Source organism: Shewanella maritima, from assembly GCF_043643735.1.
GTDB classification, from domain to species: Bacteria; Pseudomonadota; Gammaproteobacteria; order Enterobacterales; family Shewanellaceae; genus Shewanella; species Shewanella maritima_A.
This window is the reverse complement of sequence record NZ_JBHZSM010000005.1, coordinates 1-13,523: the sequence shown is the minus strand read 5'-3', so window position 1 is coordinate 13,523 and position 13,523 is coordinate 1. Positions and strand designations below refer to the sequence as shown.

Below are 13,523 nucleotides of genomic sequence, written 5' to 3'. Positions count from 1 at the left end.
AACAGTAATCAGCTAACACAAGTCTGAGTAAAACAACCTGCATTATCATCGATTCAGCAGCTCAATTACCTAACAGCGAAGCCTTCGCATAATTGGATAAGTTCTGCAATATCTTCAATGACTACTTGAGGCAAACAACCTTGACCGTATGGCTGGCGGGTTCGTCCTACAGCTGGGTTTAACCAAGCTACTTGTGCACCATTCAAGCGTGCACCTTGCACATCTGCAGCGTAGCTATCACCCACATGCAGCAATTGCTTAGGTGGGATCCCCAACTGCAGGTAACTGTATTCAAACATATCAGGGTAGGGTTTTACTCTTGCATCTACACTGGCATTCAGTACAAATTTCATCACCTTTGATAGTCCAATTCTTTGACTATCAACATTGCCATTGGTGATGCCGATTAACGGAACATACTGGCCTAGCTTTTGTAAAATATCGATGACTTCAGCAGAGACGGTAAAATTTGAGCGGTGTTCCACAAAACATTGCAGACCTGCGTCAGCCCCTTGCATGGCGGTGGACGTGTCATATCCAGCCAGTAACAACCCTTGATAGAGGGTTTGCCACCTTGCTAGCGTGGCATCGTGGGCTAACTCTGGTTGCGCATTGATACAGTGAGTCTTTAATGCTCGCCATTTCCCAGTGTGCCAACCTTTTACTTTAGGAAATTGCGTATGCAAAAATTGTATTTGCGCCTGTTCGGCAGCAATGATGTATGGACGGTTATCATATAAGGTGTCATCAAGATCAAAACTGATGGCAGAAAATGGCCGCATTGACTGGTGAAATATCATCACTATCCCTTTATAAACTATCGCTGTAATCAGATGAGCTAAGACTTATTTTCGCCTTTTTGCCCTAGGGTGAGCACCATCATACACTTTAGCTAAGTGCTGAAAGTCTAAACTGGTATAGATTTGCGTCGTTGACAGGTTTTCGTGACCTAACAGCTCTTGGACTGCACGTAGATCTTGACTGGCTTCTAGCATATGAGTTGCAAATGAATGGCGCAGTTTATGGGGGTGCACTTTAACCGAGAGCCCCTGGCTCTGACCCCATTTATTGATCCTAGCCTGAATGCTGCGATGCGATAAACGTTTACCTTGCTGACTGGTAAACAGGGCTTCATCAGCCCCGACATTAGGTAACTGATGTCGGCAAGCAAGCCACTGCCTAATGGCTGCAAGTGCTTGGTTACCAATGGGCACAATTCTATGCTTGTCGCCTTTACCGAGTACTTTAACTTGCTTGGCAGCAAACTCAATATCATGGCAATTAAGTTGCGCCAATTCTGCTAAACGTAGACCACTGGAATAAAAAAGCTCCATTAGGGCTTTGTCACGTAGAGTTAACGGGTCATCACCATCAATGGACAATAAATGACTGACGGCATCAACATCCATGTTCTTAGGTAAGGTTTTGGCTTGTTTAGGTGCATTGATTAAGGCTGCAGGATTTTGGTTTAACTCACCTTGAGCAATCAAAAAGCGATAAAACTGCTTAAGTGCCGACAAGCTGAGAGCGAGTGATTTAGGGCTTAAACCTTGCCTATGTAACTTGGCTATCACCGCCTGCAGTTGTTGCCGGTCGGCTTGGGGCAGTGAAGTGGGTAAAAGCAAATTGCCTACTCGCTCAAGTTCAAATAGGTAATTACGAACAGTATGGTTTGATAATTGCCGTTCAGCGCTTAAATAGCGCTGAAATTCAGACATTGCTTTTGTTGTTGAGCTATCAAGGCTCGCCATAAACCATTTACCTATATGACCACATGCAATGAATTATAGCTTAGGTAGCTTGTGCGCTAGAATTCTTCTCAATTGGCTAAATAACAATGCGTCCATCTCTGGATGAAAATGAGCTGGATCTTTGCTGGCAATAGCAAAAATCACTTGGCCATTTTCGCTCTTCAAGCGTGTCAACGCGACCGAACCAACCTCACTGCCAAATAACCGTTTCGATTCTGATTGTGTGAGGCGGCCAAAGTAGTAATCATTGCTGATGCGGCTGCGCCAAATGTTGGCAAGCTCACTATCAATGTCATGCACAGTAATTAAACGTACGTGACTAAAATTAAACTCTGACTTCAACCCATTGGCTAGTGTTATACGTAACTGCCCTAAATCCTCGCTATCTAAAACGTCGAGGCAAAGCTGAGTATTAAATTCAAATATCTTTTCATTACGCACCGCCACATTCATTAAACTGGTAATTTCTTCTTCAAGTTGGGCAACCCGCTGAGACAGCATTTCTTGTCTACGCTCAACTAAAGAGACGGCACCGCGTTCGTGATGCGGCACTCTTAATGCGAGCAAAAGTTCAGGGTATCGGTTAAAAAAGTCAGGGTTATCTAATAAATACTCACGGATCAGCATTTCATCAAACGGTTGCTTTAGTTCTATATCTTCCATGTCAATTTTCAAATCTGTTCCAAGTGAATTGATCTCTTTTGTTAAATCAGTCATAGCTGAATGTGTCCATCGTATACATGCTCAGCTGGGCCAGTCATCCATAACGGCTTACCTGCACCCTCCCAATTAATGGTGAGCTGACCACCGGGTAAGTCAACTTTGACTTGTCGATTTAATTTGCCCTGTAACTGACCAATTGCCGCGGCCGCACATGCACCTGTACCACAAGCCAAGGTTTCACCGGCACCACGTTCGTATACCCGAAGTTTGATATGACCTTCATTGATAACTTGCATAAAACCGACGTTAACCCCTTTGGGGAATCGCTCATGATTGGTAATCAACGCGCCTATTTCTTCCACCTCGGCCGTGTCTATATCATCAACTTCAATCACACAGTGAGGGTTGCCCATTGAAATCGCGCCACACAAAAACGTTTGCAGTGGCGTTTGCAATAGGTAGGTTTTCTCTACTTTTTTCGCTTTAAAAGGAATCGCATTCGGCTCAGTTACAGGCACCCCCATATTGACGGTCACTTTGCCATCTCGCTCAATACGCAAGGTAATTTTGCCGGAGCTGGTGCTGACTTTAATCTTATGCCTTTGAATAAGCCCTTTGTTCTTTACGAATCGGGCAAAACAACGGGCACCATTACCACACTGTTCAACTTCACTGCCATCAGCATTAAAAATGCGATAATGAAAATCTAAATCTGGATCATAAGGCGGTTCCACCAACAAAAGTTGGTCAAATCCGACACCAAAGTTACGGTCTGCTAAACGGCGCACTTGATCCGGCGAAAAAAACACATTCTGTGTTACACCATCAACCACCATGAAATCATTTCCAAGGCCATGCATTTTTGTAAAGTGGATCAAATGATCTTCCTTTTTAAACTTGTGCAAACAATTGCGCTAAATACTGCTTTAGCAGAACTTATGGGAGTAACTGCTCACCTTGCCATAATTGCGATAACTTTTCTCGCTGTCTAATAACAAAATGCTCAGTTTTATCAACCATGACTTCGGCAGCACGAGGGCGAGTATTATAATTCGACGCCATGGTAAAACCATATGCCCCACTCGAACGTACCGCTAAGTAATCCTCTGCAGAAATAGCTAACTCACGATCTTTACCAAGAAAATCACCGGTTTCACATACGGGGCCAACTACATCATAGGCCAGCTTAGGCTTATTAGACTGCTCTACTTCAATGATATTCTGCCATGCACTGTATAACGAAGGACGAATTAAGTCGTTCATTGCCCCGTCCACAATGGCAAATCGTTTATCGCTGTTTTCTTTGAGATACAGCACTTGTGTCACAAAAATACCAGCATTAGCTGCAATCGCTCGACCTGGCTCAAAAATCAAAGTGAGAGGACGCTTATTTAAACGCTCAAGTAATGCCGCGGCATATTTATCTGGGTGTGGCGGCGTTTCATCATCATAGGTGACACCTAAACCACCACCCACATCAAAATGCGCAATTTTAATGCCCATGTCAGCTAAGCGATCAATGAGGGCTAGCATTCTATCCATGGCATCTAAAAATGGTTGCAGCTCTGTCAGCTGTGAACCGATATGACAATCAACCCCTTTAACATCTAGGTGAGGTAAATCAGCTGCACGCTGGAACACGACTTCAGCCTCGTCCATGGAGATGCCGAACTTATTCTCTTTCAGTCCTGTAGAAATATAAGGATGTGTGCCGGCATCGACATCAGGGTTCACTCGTAGTGATACTGGGGCAATTTTACCCAAAGAGCCAGCGACACGGTTAAGCTGTTCTAATTCAGCACTCGATTCAACATTAAAACAGTAAATACCGACTTCTAACGCCTGCTGCATTTCAGCAACAGTTTTACCTACGCCTGAAAACACCACTTTTTTAGGATCGCCACCGGCTTCAATCACTCGCGCTAACTCACCACCTGAAACAATATCAAAACCACTGCCTAAACGCGCCAATACATTCAGCACGGCAATATTAGAATTGGCTTTAACGGCATAGCAAATCATATGAGGGTGCTCTGCTACGGCATTATCAAATGCATGCCAGTGACGTTCTAATGTTGCTCTTGAATACACATATAAAGGTGTACCGTGTTCTTTTGCTAATTCAGCAACACTACATCCTTCCGCATATAGCGATTGTTGTTGATAACCAAAATAATCCAAGAGAAAACTCCTATATTTTTTATTGTTAAATTTGCTTGTTGGTAATTACTGCTGTTGCTTCTCTGGGGCTTGCACCTCAGTTTGTTTGGCAGAGGGTTTAGGTTCTTCGTCAGTTTTATTGGCAACAGGTTCTGGCGGGGCCATGTATAAATCCCCTTTTTGACCGCATGCGGTCATCGCTAGGCTAGCAAGCAAAAATAATAAAAGCAGTCTCATTTTTCTCAACATCTATTCTTCTGTCTTATAATGGCCTTATAATCGCATTCATCTCGCAGAAAGCAAAGGACAGATATACATGGCTATGACAGATTCAGAATTTCATCATTTGGCCGATGAAATGTTTACCGCATTAGAGACAGCCATTGAGCAAGCCATTGATGAGCAAGACGCTGACGTTGATATTGATGCTAGCGGAAACGTGCTTCAGTTAAGCTTTGAAGATCGCTCACAAATTGTCATCAACAAACAAGAACCCCTTCATGAAATTTGGATCGCCACTAAATTTGGTGGTTATCACTTTGGTTATGAAGACGGAAAATGGTTAGATACTCGTAATAACCTTGAATTCATGCCTTTTGTACTTGACTCTATTACTAAGCAATCAGGTATTCAACTATCGATTTAGTGTTGAATTTGTGCTTGATGGAAACGTATTGCGTAAGTTTATTATCATGAAGTGTTTTGATTAGGGTCTGTTGATCTTTCAAGATTATTTTTGCAGCGACTTGTTGGAAATTAATACAAGGCAACGACTTTGATGTGTGGTTATTCCACATGATAAGTCGTTAACGCAGTAGAAATGACATCAAGCGCTGCCTGTAAGGTTCGTTTAAAAGCACTGAGCTCTTAGCTAATAGTTCAGATTGTTATGAGCGAACTTGTTTAGGTTACTAAACGTCATCGCTCACGCCTCGATTAAAGTGCTTTTAATTCGAACAAATTCTAATCAGCAAAGATCAACAGGTCCTAGGCTCAGACTTAAAACTCTGAGCCTAATTCTTGATCATCAATACCAAATGGAACAACCGTTAAATCCCCATCCTTGCGTTTTAATAAGAAAAACTGAGGCATATTAAAATAGTTGCGTTTAGCATCGTCTTTTGCTTGAAAGACATACTCACTGGTTTTCGCTACAGCTAACTCACTCATTGTCATATCATGACATTCAAAATACGTCAGCCCGTTATGCTCATCAATTAAAAACACATCAATACATGCATCTCTTTGGCGTAAAAAATATTGTTCTGCACCTTCAGTGATGTACTGCAAGATCACGCTTGGCATACTGGAAAAAGGGTCATCCCCTAAGTCAGGTCGTGGTAATAACACTGATTCAAACTGCTGAGGTTGGGAGTAACTCGAAAAGTCTTTATAAGGCAGTGACTCTAATTTCTTATAAATCATGCCTCGAGAGTTAAAATACAAACCATAGCGCTGTTTACCCAACTGCATTGGGTACATAAATGTACTGGATGAACCCGCTTGTAATAGTAAGTTTTGACACTCTGCGACAATATTATTTAATTGATGCTCAATGTGCGACTTCAATTTCAATGAGCAGCTCACAGTGACAATATCAGCCCTTTTCTTGGCCGTTTTCATTCCTACAGAGATAAATGATAACGCTTCTAAAATCCCTTGCTGGTTATCAAAGTGATGGCTTTGCCACTCTCCCCAGCTATTAAGGCAAATAATATTGATATCACCTAGCATATTGGCTTTTGCAGGTCCTAATGCTAGTGGTGTGGCATTCATGTAATCCAGCATGACTTCCTGGCCTTGCCATTGCTCGGTAGGATCTAGCCCTAAATTTGCGACAATAATAATTTTTTTGAAATAGCATGGCTGACACAAATCACGTTTCGACACATTGGGACGACACATATTGTGTACGAGTATACGCGACAAGTTAGTGAGCTTTTCTGCCTGTGATCTGTTGCGACCATATTCTTGCCACTGGGTTTGATGCATGGCTATTTGATTGACAGCCGCCCAAGCAACAAGCGCGCATAGATTATCAGCACTGGCTAATGCCGATTCGCTCATTAGTCGGCTTTTTGAAGCGAAGCGTCGATATAAAAAATAGGCTTGCTTATTTTTAGATGAAATAACCGACAATTGGCTTTCAGCAAACCCTTCACTCCAAAGTGGGTTTAAAGGTAATAATTGATGTTCATCTTCACTAAAATAGGCATGCAGTTTACGCGCGAGTATACCTAATTCTTCGACTCTCATTGTATCGCTAAGCGTATGTTTTGAAGCAAATTTTAAAAGAGTGCGATAACTAGCAAGTAACAGTTCATTGAGCTGTTGATTAAACCATTTCAATTGGCCAGAGTGCCAATGCTGACTTTGATCAAGCGTGGTTAATAAGCTTTCCGGCCAGCTCCAAGTGTTGACCATGTTACGCATTGATTCAGTGCGCCAATCGGCGGATTGGGATGCCTTTTTAGACAGCTTAATGCCGCACTTTAAGTAGAAACAACGGCGTACAATCTCTAACCGCCTAACGTCCCGCTTATGCAGTAAATACGCTTCAATTCGCTGATAAAGTAATAAATAAGCATCATTGGCATCAGAGTAATTCCCGGCCAAACATAAACGCCAAATTTGTTGGGTGAGTAATAAATTATTTGGATACTCAGCTGCATACATTTCTAACAGCAGTACTTTTAATAAGGCTTTATGAGGCTTTTGTAAGCCTTTATACAACTGCCAAAGAGAGGCACCAAAATATTCTGCAGCTGGTAATTCCTCAACGGCACCTAAATACAATAATTTTTCATCAGTTTGCGGAGCATCAGGCCACCAAGCAACAGGTTTGCCCGCTAAGCGGATATGGCTGCGATAAAATTCTTCAAGTAGCAACCAATGTTGGCTGCTACCACTGTGCTCAGCACCTAAAGATTGCTGTGGTGAACAAAAGTCACATTGAATATATTGTTGCGGATGGATCAGGTAAAAGTTGACCTCAAATTCAAAAGTCGCGTACCAAGCTGTTAATCGTTGTGCTTTTTGTGAAATAGCAGATAGCTCGGACTCGGTTAAATCTTGGCGATATACCAGCCATACATCGACGTCACTTTTAGGGTTTTGCCCAAAGCTTGCCGTACTCCCCATGGCGTAAATACCTTCAAATGCCCATGGTTGATAGGGCTGTGAAGAAGGTAACTCGAGCAGTAATTGTTTACAGGCATTAAGAGAGTCTTGCATTGGGACAAACTGGCATATCCCTCGTGGGGTTTGCGAATCAATATAGCCAGGTAAATTGGGAGAGTTTGCATGAAATAATACTGGAATACTCTTCAGCAAACATGACTGAGTTTCAGACAAAACATCATTGACGCGCGCCAAACGCACGTTGTTCAATTTTTCTGCAACTTCAACATGTTGTGCAACTGAAGAAGACGGCATTAACGGTATCCCTATTCCATATAACAGCATCACAGCTTGTGTGCTTTAACCTTCAACTTATTTGAAGTAGGTCAAATATATTGGCTAAGTGTGATCATATTAACAGTTAAATCCGATTACGCCAGTAAATGTGACCTTGATCACGCAAATTTAATGAACAGAGTTCAAACAATTACTATCCGCTTGTGACATAAAGCTTGCGGCAATGTTAGCATTATCGAAATTACGCTATCTGATGGAATTTATTGGCATGTCTGAGAACTTAATAAGAATTGCGACACGTAAAAGCCCACTTGCAATGTGGCAAGCTGAATTTGTAAAAGCTGAATTAGAACGTATTCACCCAGGTTTAGTAGTAGAACTACTGCCAATGAGCACTAAAGGCGATGTGATCCTTGATACTCCTTTGGCTAAAGTCGGTGGTAAAGGCTTGTTTGTTAAAGAGCTTGAAGTTGCAATGCTTGAAAATCGTGCAGATATTGCCGTGCATTCAATGAAAGACGTACCGGTAGATTTCCCTGAGGGCTTAGGTCTAGAGGTGATTTGTGAGCGTGAAGATCCGCGTGACGCGTTTGTCTCTAACACTTACAAGTCGATTGATGAGCTACCACAAGGCGCTGTAGTGGGGACATCAAGCTTACGTCGCCAATGCCAAATCCGCGCATTACGCCCAGATTTAGTGATTAAAGATCTTCGCGGTAACGTAGGTACTCGCTTAGCGAAACTTGATAGCGGTGATTATGACGCCATTATCTTAGCTGCTGCAGGTTTAATCCGTCTTAAACTTGAGCAACGCATTGCCAGCTTTATTTCTGCTGAAACTTCGTTACCAGCAAATGGTCAAGGCGCTGTAGGTATCGAGTGTCGTACGAATGACGAACGCGTTAAAGCACTTCTTGCTCCGCTTGAGCATTTAGAAACACGCTACAGAGTATTATCAGAGCGTGCTATGAATACGCGCTTAGAAGGTGGTTGTCAGGTACCGATTGGGGCTTACGCTGAGATCACAGGTGATAGTCTTACTTTACGTGGTTTAGTGGGTAATCCAGATGGCAGCCAAATCATTGAAGGCACAGTCACAGGTGATAAAACACAAGCTGTTGCTTTAGGTGAGTCACTTGCAGAAGACTTACTTAGCCGCGGCGCTAAAACCATTTTGGATGCGGTTTACAATAAGTAAACTAACCCTAAATGAGAGTCTTGTTAACTCGTCCAGAAGGACGTAATCAAGCGATGAGTGAGCAATTGCAACTACGTAGCATTGCTCACCTTATCACCCCAATGATTGAGGTGATAAGCTCAAATCAGCCTGTTGATAGCCACTTGCTTCAACAAGCTGAAATTCTGATTTTTGTCAGTACAAATGCCGTTGAATTTGCAGCAAAGCAATTAACCAATGGCTTTCCACAACATTGCCACTATTTTGCAGTGGGTAATGCCACAGCCGACTTACTAGAATCATTTGGATTAGCAGTCACCCGCGCGCCGAGTTCAAGCCAAGACAGCGAAGGTTTATTGTCATTAACTGAGCTTCAGCAAGTAAATCAACAAAACGTGTTGATTGTTAGAGGTAACGGTGGTCGTGAGACCATTGCCGAGCAATTACGATTACGTGGCGCACATGTGAGTTACTGGGAAACCTATACACGTCAACGACCACAAGAGTTAGATAACCATACTTGCCAGCAATGGGTAGACTTCAATATTGATACGATTGTCGTGACCAGCGGTGAAATTTTATCGAACTTAGTCAATCTATTACCAAAAGAACTATTTGCATGGTTCCGTTCATGTCATATCATTGTCCCTAGTACGCGAGTCGAATTACAAGCTCTTGAGTTAGGATTGATAAATGTGAGTAATGCACAAGGTGCCAATACTCAGGCGATATTAGCTCAATTATAAAATAAATTTCCTCGACGATTGTTTGTGCTGCAGAAATACTTTGGTTTCATTTTGCTTCAAGGACTGTTCATGGAAAACAAAAAGCCCAATTCTCCAGAGACTGATTTAGTCGAAAAGGAAAACGCGACCGCTGCTGTCGACACGCCCCAAGAAGCGCACCATTCAGAGAATATTGAGGAAAAAACTGAATCTGAGTCCGTATCAGAGGTGAGTTCAGCAGCTGCACCCAAGGTAAAAGATAACCAATCAAGCTCAGCAAACGAGCAAAATAAAACCCATATTGGCGTGAAACTTAGCTTGTTTTTTATCGCATTGATTGCCATTGGTGTTAGCGGGTTTTCAGCATGGTTATACTTTTCACTCAATGCTCAGCAGCAAGCAAGTAACCAGATTGAAACTCAGCTAAATAGCCAAACCGGCCGACTAGATTCAACAGCATCCCAATTCAATCAATCTTTGAGCCAAACGTCGCAACGAATTGCTGAACTGGAAGTGTTACAACGCAGCGATACTCAAGCCTACCAAGAATTGCAGCAGCTTAAATCCACCACTGAAGAGTTAAGCCAAAGAGTGTCTGTTGTGGCTAGACGCAGCCCAAATCATTGGATGGCTTCAGAAGCTGAATATTTAGTTAGAATGGCTGGGAGAAAATTATGGCTGGAAAAAGATCCATTAACTGCAACAGGGCTGCTTGAAGCGGCAGATGAACGAATAAAGTCTATGCGCGATCCAGCATTAATGCCGATCAGACAAGCGCTGGCTAACGATATCAAACAAACTAAATCTGTAAAGAGCACAGATGTCGTTGGCACCGTTTATGCCATCGATGCGTTAATTTCGCAGCTTGACACTTTGCCGCTGAACCGTGCTAAAGCACAAGCTGGAGAAGATGTCGTACAGCAACCCATTACTGATTCAATCAGTGATTGGCAGTCAAATCTTGCAAAAACCTGGCAGGAAATGACAGAAACCTTCATCACTGTGCGCAAGCGAACAACAGATTTAGAGCCCTTACTTGCACCTGAACAGCAGTGGTATTTGGTTGAGAATATCAGAAACAAACTACTGCAAGCACAACTAGCCTTATATAACTATGACGAGGTTAATTATCGACAATCAATCTCTTTTGCCAATAAGTGGATTACCCAATATTTTGACCTTGAAGCCACAGAAACTCAAGCAAGTTTGGACACGCTTCAAGCATTGAGCACATTAAAAATTGAACGAATTTCGCAGCATAAATTTCAGTCAACAAAACTGCTTCAACAGTTGATTACTTATGGTGAATTAATGCCAATGGAGGAGCCTGAGTTATGATCAGAACCCTCGCATATGTGATTATTATCCTAATTGGCTTATGCCTTAGTCCATATTTGATTGGTCATAGTGGCTATGTCTACATTGCTGCGGGTGACTACCAAATTGAAACGTCATTGGTGTTTGCCGTATTTGGTTTAATACTATTTTTCAGCCTATTACAAGTCGCTGAATGGTTAATCGTATTTATTTTAAATGTCTTTTTAAGCAGTCGCTATTTACCAGAAAAATGGCGTAAACAAGCGGCTAAGAAACATACTTTAATAGGCGCACTTGCCCTAGCTGAAGAAGACTGGGCAATAGCCGAAAAAGCAATGGTAAAGGGTGCAGAAAAAGGTGAAATACCGGCATTAAACTTGTTTGCAGCCGCAAGGGCCGCTCATCACCAAAATAAGATAGAGCTACGAGATGAATATCTTGAACGTGTCACCAATGAGCCTAAAACAGAAACGGCGGCACTGACCACAAAAACGCGCTACTTAATGCAACAAGGTGATTTTGAAACGGCTAAAGCCTGTTTAGCAAAATTGAATCCGACCAGTCGCAGTAAAGTGCCAGTGCTTCAATTGGCTAAAGATCTGTACCTAAAACAAAAAGACTGGCAGTCACTCAAACTACTTCTACCGATACTATCCAAGAAGAAAATACTAGACAGTAATGAATTAGAAACGCTCACATGTGAAACCAATCAAGCGTTAATCCGTGAAGCAACCTGTGTCAGTGAAGCCGAGTTAGACAAACGTTGGCATTGGTTATCCAAGGCTGAAAAAAATCACCCTCGTACATTCATCTTGTATGTTATGGGCTTATGCCGTTATCAACGTAAGCCTGATGCAATAAAATTAATGAGCAAACATATTAAGTCAGGGTTAACTAATGAATTACTGATGTCCTTACCCAACATTATCAATGCTGATGATCAAGGTATTCGTAAGCAGCTAGAGCAGTTTGCTATGCAACATGAACAAGACGCGGTATACCATGAGTGTATGGCTAAACTTGCCCAACAAACGCGTGATGTTAAGCAAGCTAAACTGCATTGGCAATCTGTTTGCTCAATAGAACCAAGTACAGATGCTTGGCTAGCATTAGCGCAAATCCATGAGCAGTTAGGCGACAATCCTAATGCTATGCATTGCTATAGAAAAGCTGCAAAATCTGAAAAATGATGTAAACAACTTCACATTCCAGCTCCAAATGACTTAATACATCATTTGGGGCTATTCAAATCCATTTACTCTCCCAGCTTTCAAATTCTGCATCTCTGAACCTCCTGTCAGAATTAACCTATTTTATTTCATTAAGTTAACTCAAGTGAATAACAAGGCGGATATAGAACCCTCTTATTTTTTACATCATCAAAATTGTACATATTTCAATCAAAGTATTTATAAAACATCAACCTAATGATCAAATCTGTACCAGTGCGATACATATCAAATCTAATACTTTTAGGTACAAGTTAACACACTGAAAATACTAACTTTTAGTCACACATTCAGATCCAATAACAAAATCCAGCCCGATTGAACTTTATGCATCAATACGTTATTATTGTTAGATTGCGGTAAATACATGTTAAGCAGTGTTAACAACTGCTTAATTTCATCATGAATTTGCCGATATAAACTAACTATATTTATTGTTTTGTGCTGTTGGGAGCTAAAAAATGGGATTAATGACAACGTCTAAATCTGGAGTACTTACCACTACTGAAGGGGATATAAATTTAACCCTTGAGTATGGCCAAGTTGTTCTTACTCCAGGTGACACTATTCCTGCAGGTGCAACACTTTCTTACGAGGATGGCTTGAACTTTGTCATCACGTTTGATGATGGCACAGTTTTTTCAGACTCCACAGAGACTACTACGATAGATGAAACGCCAGAATCTCAAGATCCATTTGAAGATTTAGCCGCGCTTGAAGAAATTGCTCAACTGCAAGCTCTCATTGAGTCAGGTGAAGATCCAACTGCCGAGTTACCAGAAACGGCAGCAGGTGAAGCCGCAGCAAGCAACCAAGGTGGTTCAGGGTTTAGCTCTCTGGATCGAAATGCAGCAGAAACAATCGCTCAAGCAGGTTTCGATACTCAAGGTTTTGTCAGTGCCCCAACCCTAACAGAACAAGAGCAATACAGCTTTGAAACTGATATCCCAACAGTTCCTCAAAATGACAGCAATATCATTGCTGAAGACGAAGTCGCTACCGGCAACGTGTTAGCCAATGACACAGATGTTGATACTGAGCTATCAGTGATCAGTTTTGAGGTGGAAGGCCAAAGCTATGTTGC

At 42.0% G+C, this 13,523-nt stretch carries 12 protein-coding genes and 1 pseudogene; 6 read left to right on the top strand and 7 right to left on the bottom strand.

All coding sequences use genetic code 11. From position 1 onward, the window contains the following. Positions 1-65 precede the first annotated feature (65 nt). The 6 genes and pseudogenes from ACHUGF_RS07390 to lptM form a co-directional block, all read right to left on the bottom strand. The gene (locus tag ACHUGF_RS07390; RefSeq protein ID WP_394130152.1) at positions 66-800 is read right to left on the bottom strand and encodes an HAD-IA family hydrolase; all 735 of its coding nucleotides are present in this window, start codon (positions 798-800) and stop codon (positions 66-68) included. A gap of 45 nt (positions 801-845) precedes the next feature. After that, a complete protein-coding gene (gene xerC / locus ACHUGF_RS07385) occupies positions 846-1,751 on the bottom strand; it encodes a tyrosine recombinase XerC (RefSeq protein WP_394130151.1) in 906 nt (301 codons plus the stop codon). 33 nt (positions 1,752-1,784) lie between these two features. Continuing rightward, entirely contained in the window at positions 1,785-2,414 is a 630-nt protein-coding gene (locus ACHUGF_RS07380; RefSeq protein WP_394130351.1) for a DUF484 family protein, read from the bottom strand. 50 nt (positions 2,415-2,464) lie between these two features. Then, entirely contained in the window at positions 2,465-3,292 is an 828-nt protein-coding gene (gene dapF / locus ACHUGF_RS07375; RefSeq protein WP_394130150.1) for a diaminopimelate epimerase, read from the bottom strand. A gap of 58 nt (positions 3,293-3,350) precedes the next feature. Next, positions 3,351-4,595 (bottom strand): diaminopimelate decarboxylase, encoded by a 1,245-nt coding sequence (gene lysA / locus ACHUGF_RS07370; RefSeq protein ID WP_394130149.1) that lies wholly within the window; start codon positions 4,593-4,595, stop codon positions 3,351-3,353. Between the two features lie 144 nt (positions 4,596-4,739). Beyond that, positions 4,740-4,811: pseudogene (lptM, locus tag ACHUGF_RS07365) on the bottom strand (LPS translocon maturation chaperone LptM); the annotation flags it as partial. A 79-nt stretch (positions 4,812-4,890) separates the two neighbouring features. Between lptM and cyaY the strand changes: the two are divergent. Next, entirely contained in the window at positions 4,891-5,220 is a 330-nt protein-coding gene (gene cyaY / locus ACHUGF_RS07360; protein WP_394130148.1) for an iron donor protein CyaY, read from the top strand. Between the two features lie 353 nt (positions 5,221-5,573). Here cyaY and ACHUGF_RS07355 read toward each other — a convergent pair whose 3' ends face one another. Beyond that, entirely contained in the window at positions 5,574-8,009 is a 2,436-nt protein-coding gene (locus ACHUGF_RS07355; protein WP_394130147.1) for a class I adenylate cyclase, read from the bottom strand. Positions 8,010-8,259: 250 nt separating this feature from the next. On the opposite strand from ACHUGF_RS07355, the gene hemC reads away from it, so the two are divergent. The 5 genes from hemC to ACHUGF_RS07330 form a co-directional block, all read left to right on the top strand. Continuing rightward, positions 8,260-9,189: a hydroxymethylbilane synthase gene (gene hemC, locus ACHUGF_RS07350; protein ID WP_394130350.1), complete on the top strand. Its 930-nt coding sequence runs from the start codon at positions 8,260-8,262 to the stop codon at positions 9,187-9,189. An 11-nt stretch (positions 9,190-9,200) separates the two neighbouring features. Next, positions 9,201-9,914 (top strand): uroporphyrinogen-III synthase, encoded by a 714-nt coding sequence (locus ACHUGF_RS07345; protein WP_394130146.1) that lies wholly within the window; start codon positions 9,201-9,203, stop codon positions 9,912-9,914. 69 nt (positions 9,915-9,983) lie between these two features. Further along, positions 9,984-11,231 (top strand): uroporphyrinogen-III C-methyltransferase, encoded by a 1,248-nt coding sequence (locus ACHUGF_RS07340; protein ID WP_394130145.1) that lies wholly within the window; start codon positions 9,984-9,986, stop codon positions 11,229-11,231. Continuing rightward, positions 11,228-12,400, top strand: a complete 1,173-nt coding sequence (locus ACHUGF_RS07335; RefSeq protein WP_394130144.1) for a heme biosynthesis HemY N-terminal domain-containing protein — start codon at positions 11,228-11,230, stop codon at positions 12,398-12,400. The genes ACHUGF_RS07340 and ACHUGF_RS07335 overlap by 4 nt, the downstream gene beginning before the upstream one ends. Positions 12,401-12,900: 500 nt before the next feature. Next, positions 12,901-13,523, top strand: a 623-nt coding sequence (locus ACHUGF_RS07330) for a retention module-containing protein (protein WP_394130143.1), incomplete at its 3' end; no start/stop codon positions are given.

Coding starts and splice junctions, on each gene's coding strand:
- ACHUGF_RS07380 (WP_394130351.1), bottom strand. CDS start 2,414: ATGGAAGATATAGAACTAAAGCAACCGTTTGATGAAATGCTGATCCGT.
- ACHUGF_RS07355 (WP_394130147.1), bottom strand. CDS start 8,009: ATGCCGTCTTCTTCAGTTGCACAACATGTTGAAGTTGCAGAAAAATTG.
- ACHUGF_RS07390 (WP_394130152.1), bottom strand. CDS start 800: ATGATATTTCACCAGTCAATGCGGCCATTTTCTGCCATCAGTTTTGAT.
- hemC (WP_394130350.1), top strand. CDS start 8,260: ATGTCTGAGAACTTAATAAGAATTGCGACACGTAAAAGCCCACTTGCA.
- ACHUGF_RS07345 (WP_394130146.1), top strand. CDS start 9,201: ATGAGAGTCTTGTTAACTCGTCCAGAAGGACGTAATCAAGCGATGAGT.
- ACHUGF_RS07335 (WP_394130144.1), top strand. CDS start 11,228: ATGATCAGAACCCTCGCATATGTGATTATTATCCTAATTGGCTTATGC.
- ACHUGF_RS07340 (WP_394130145.1), top strand. CDS start 9,984: ATGGAAAACAAAAAGCCCAATTCTCCAGAGACTGATTTAGTCGAAAAG.
- cyaY (WP_394130148.1), top strand. CDS start 4,891: ATGGCTATGACAGATTCAGAATTTCATCATTTGGCCGATGAAATGTTT.
- xerC (WP_394130151.1), bottom strand. CDS start 1,751: ATGGCGAGCCTTGATAGCTCAACAACAAAAGCAATGTCTGAATTTCAG.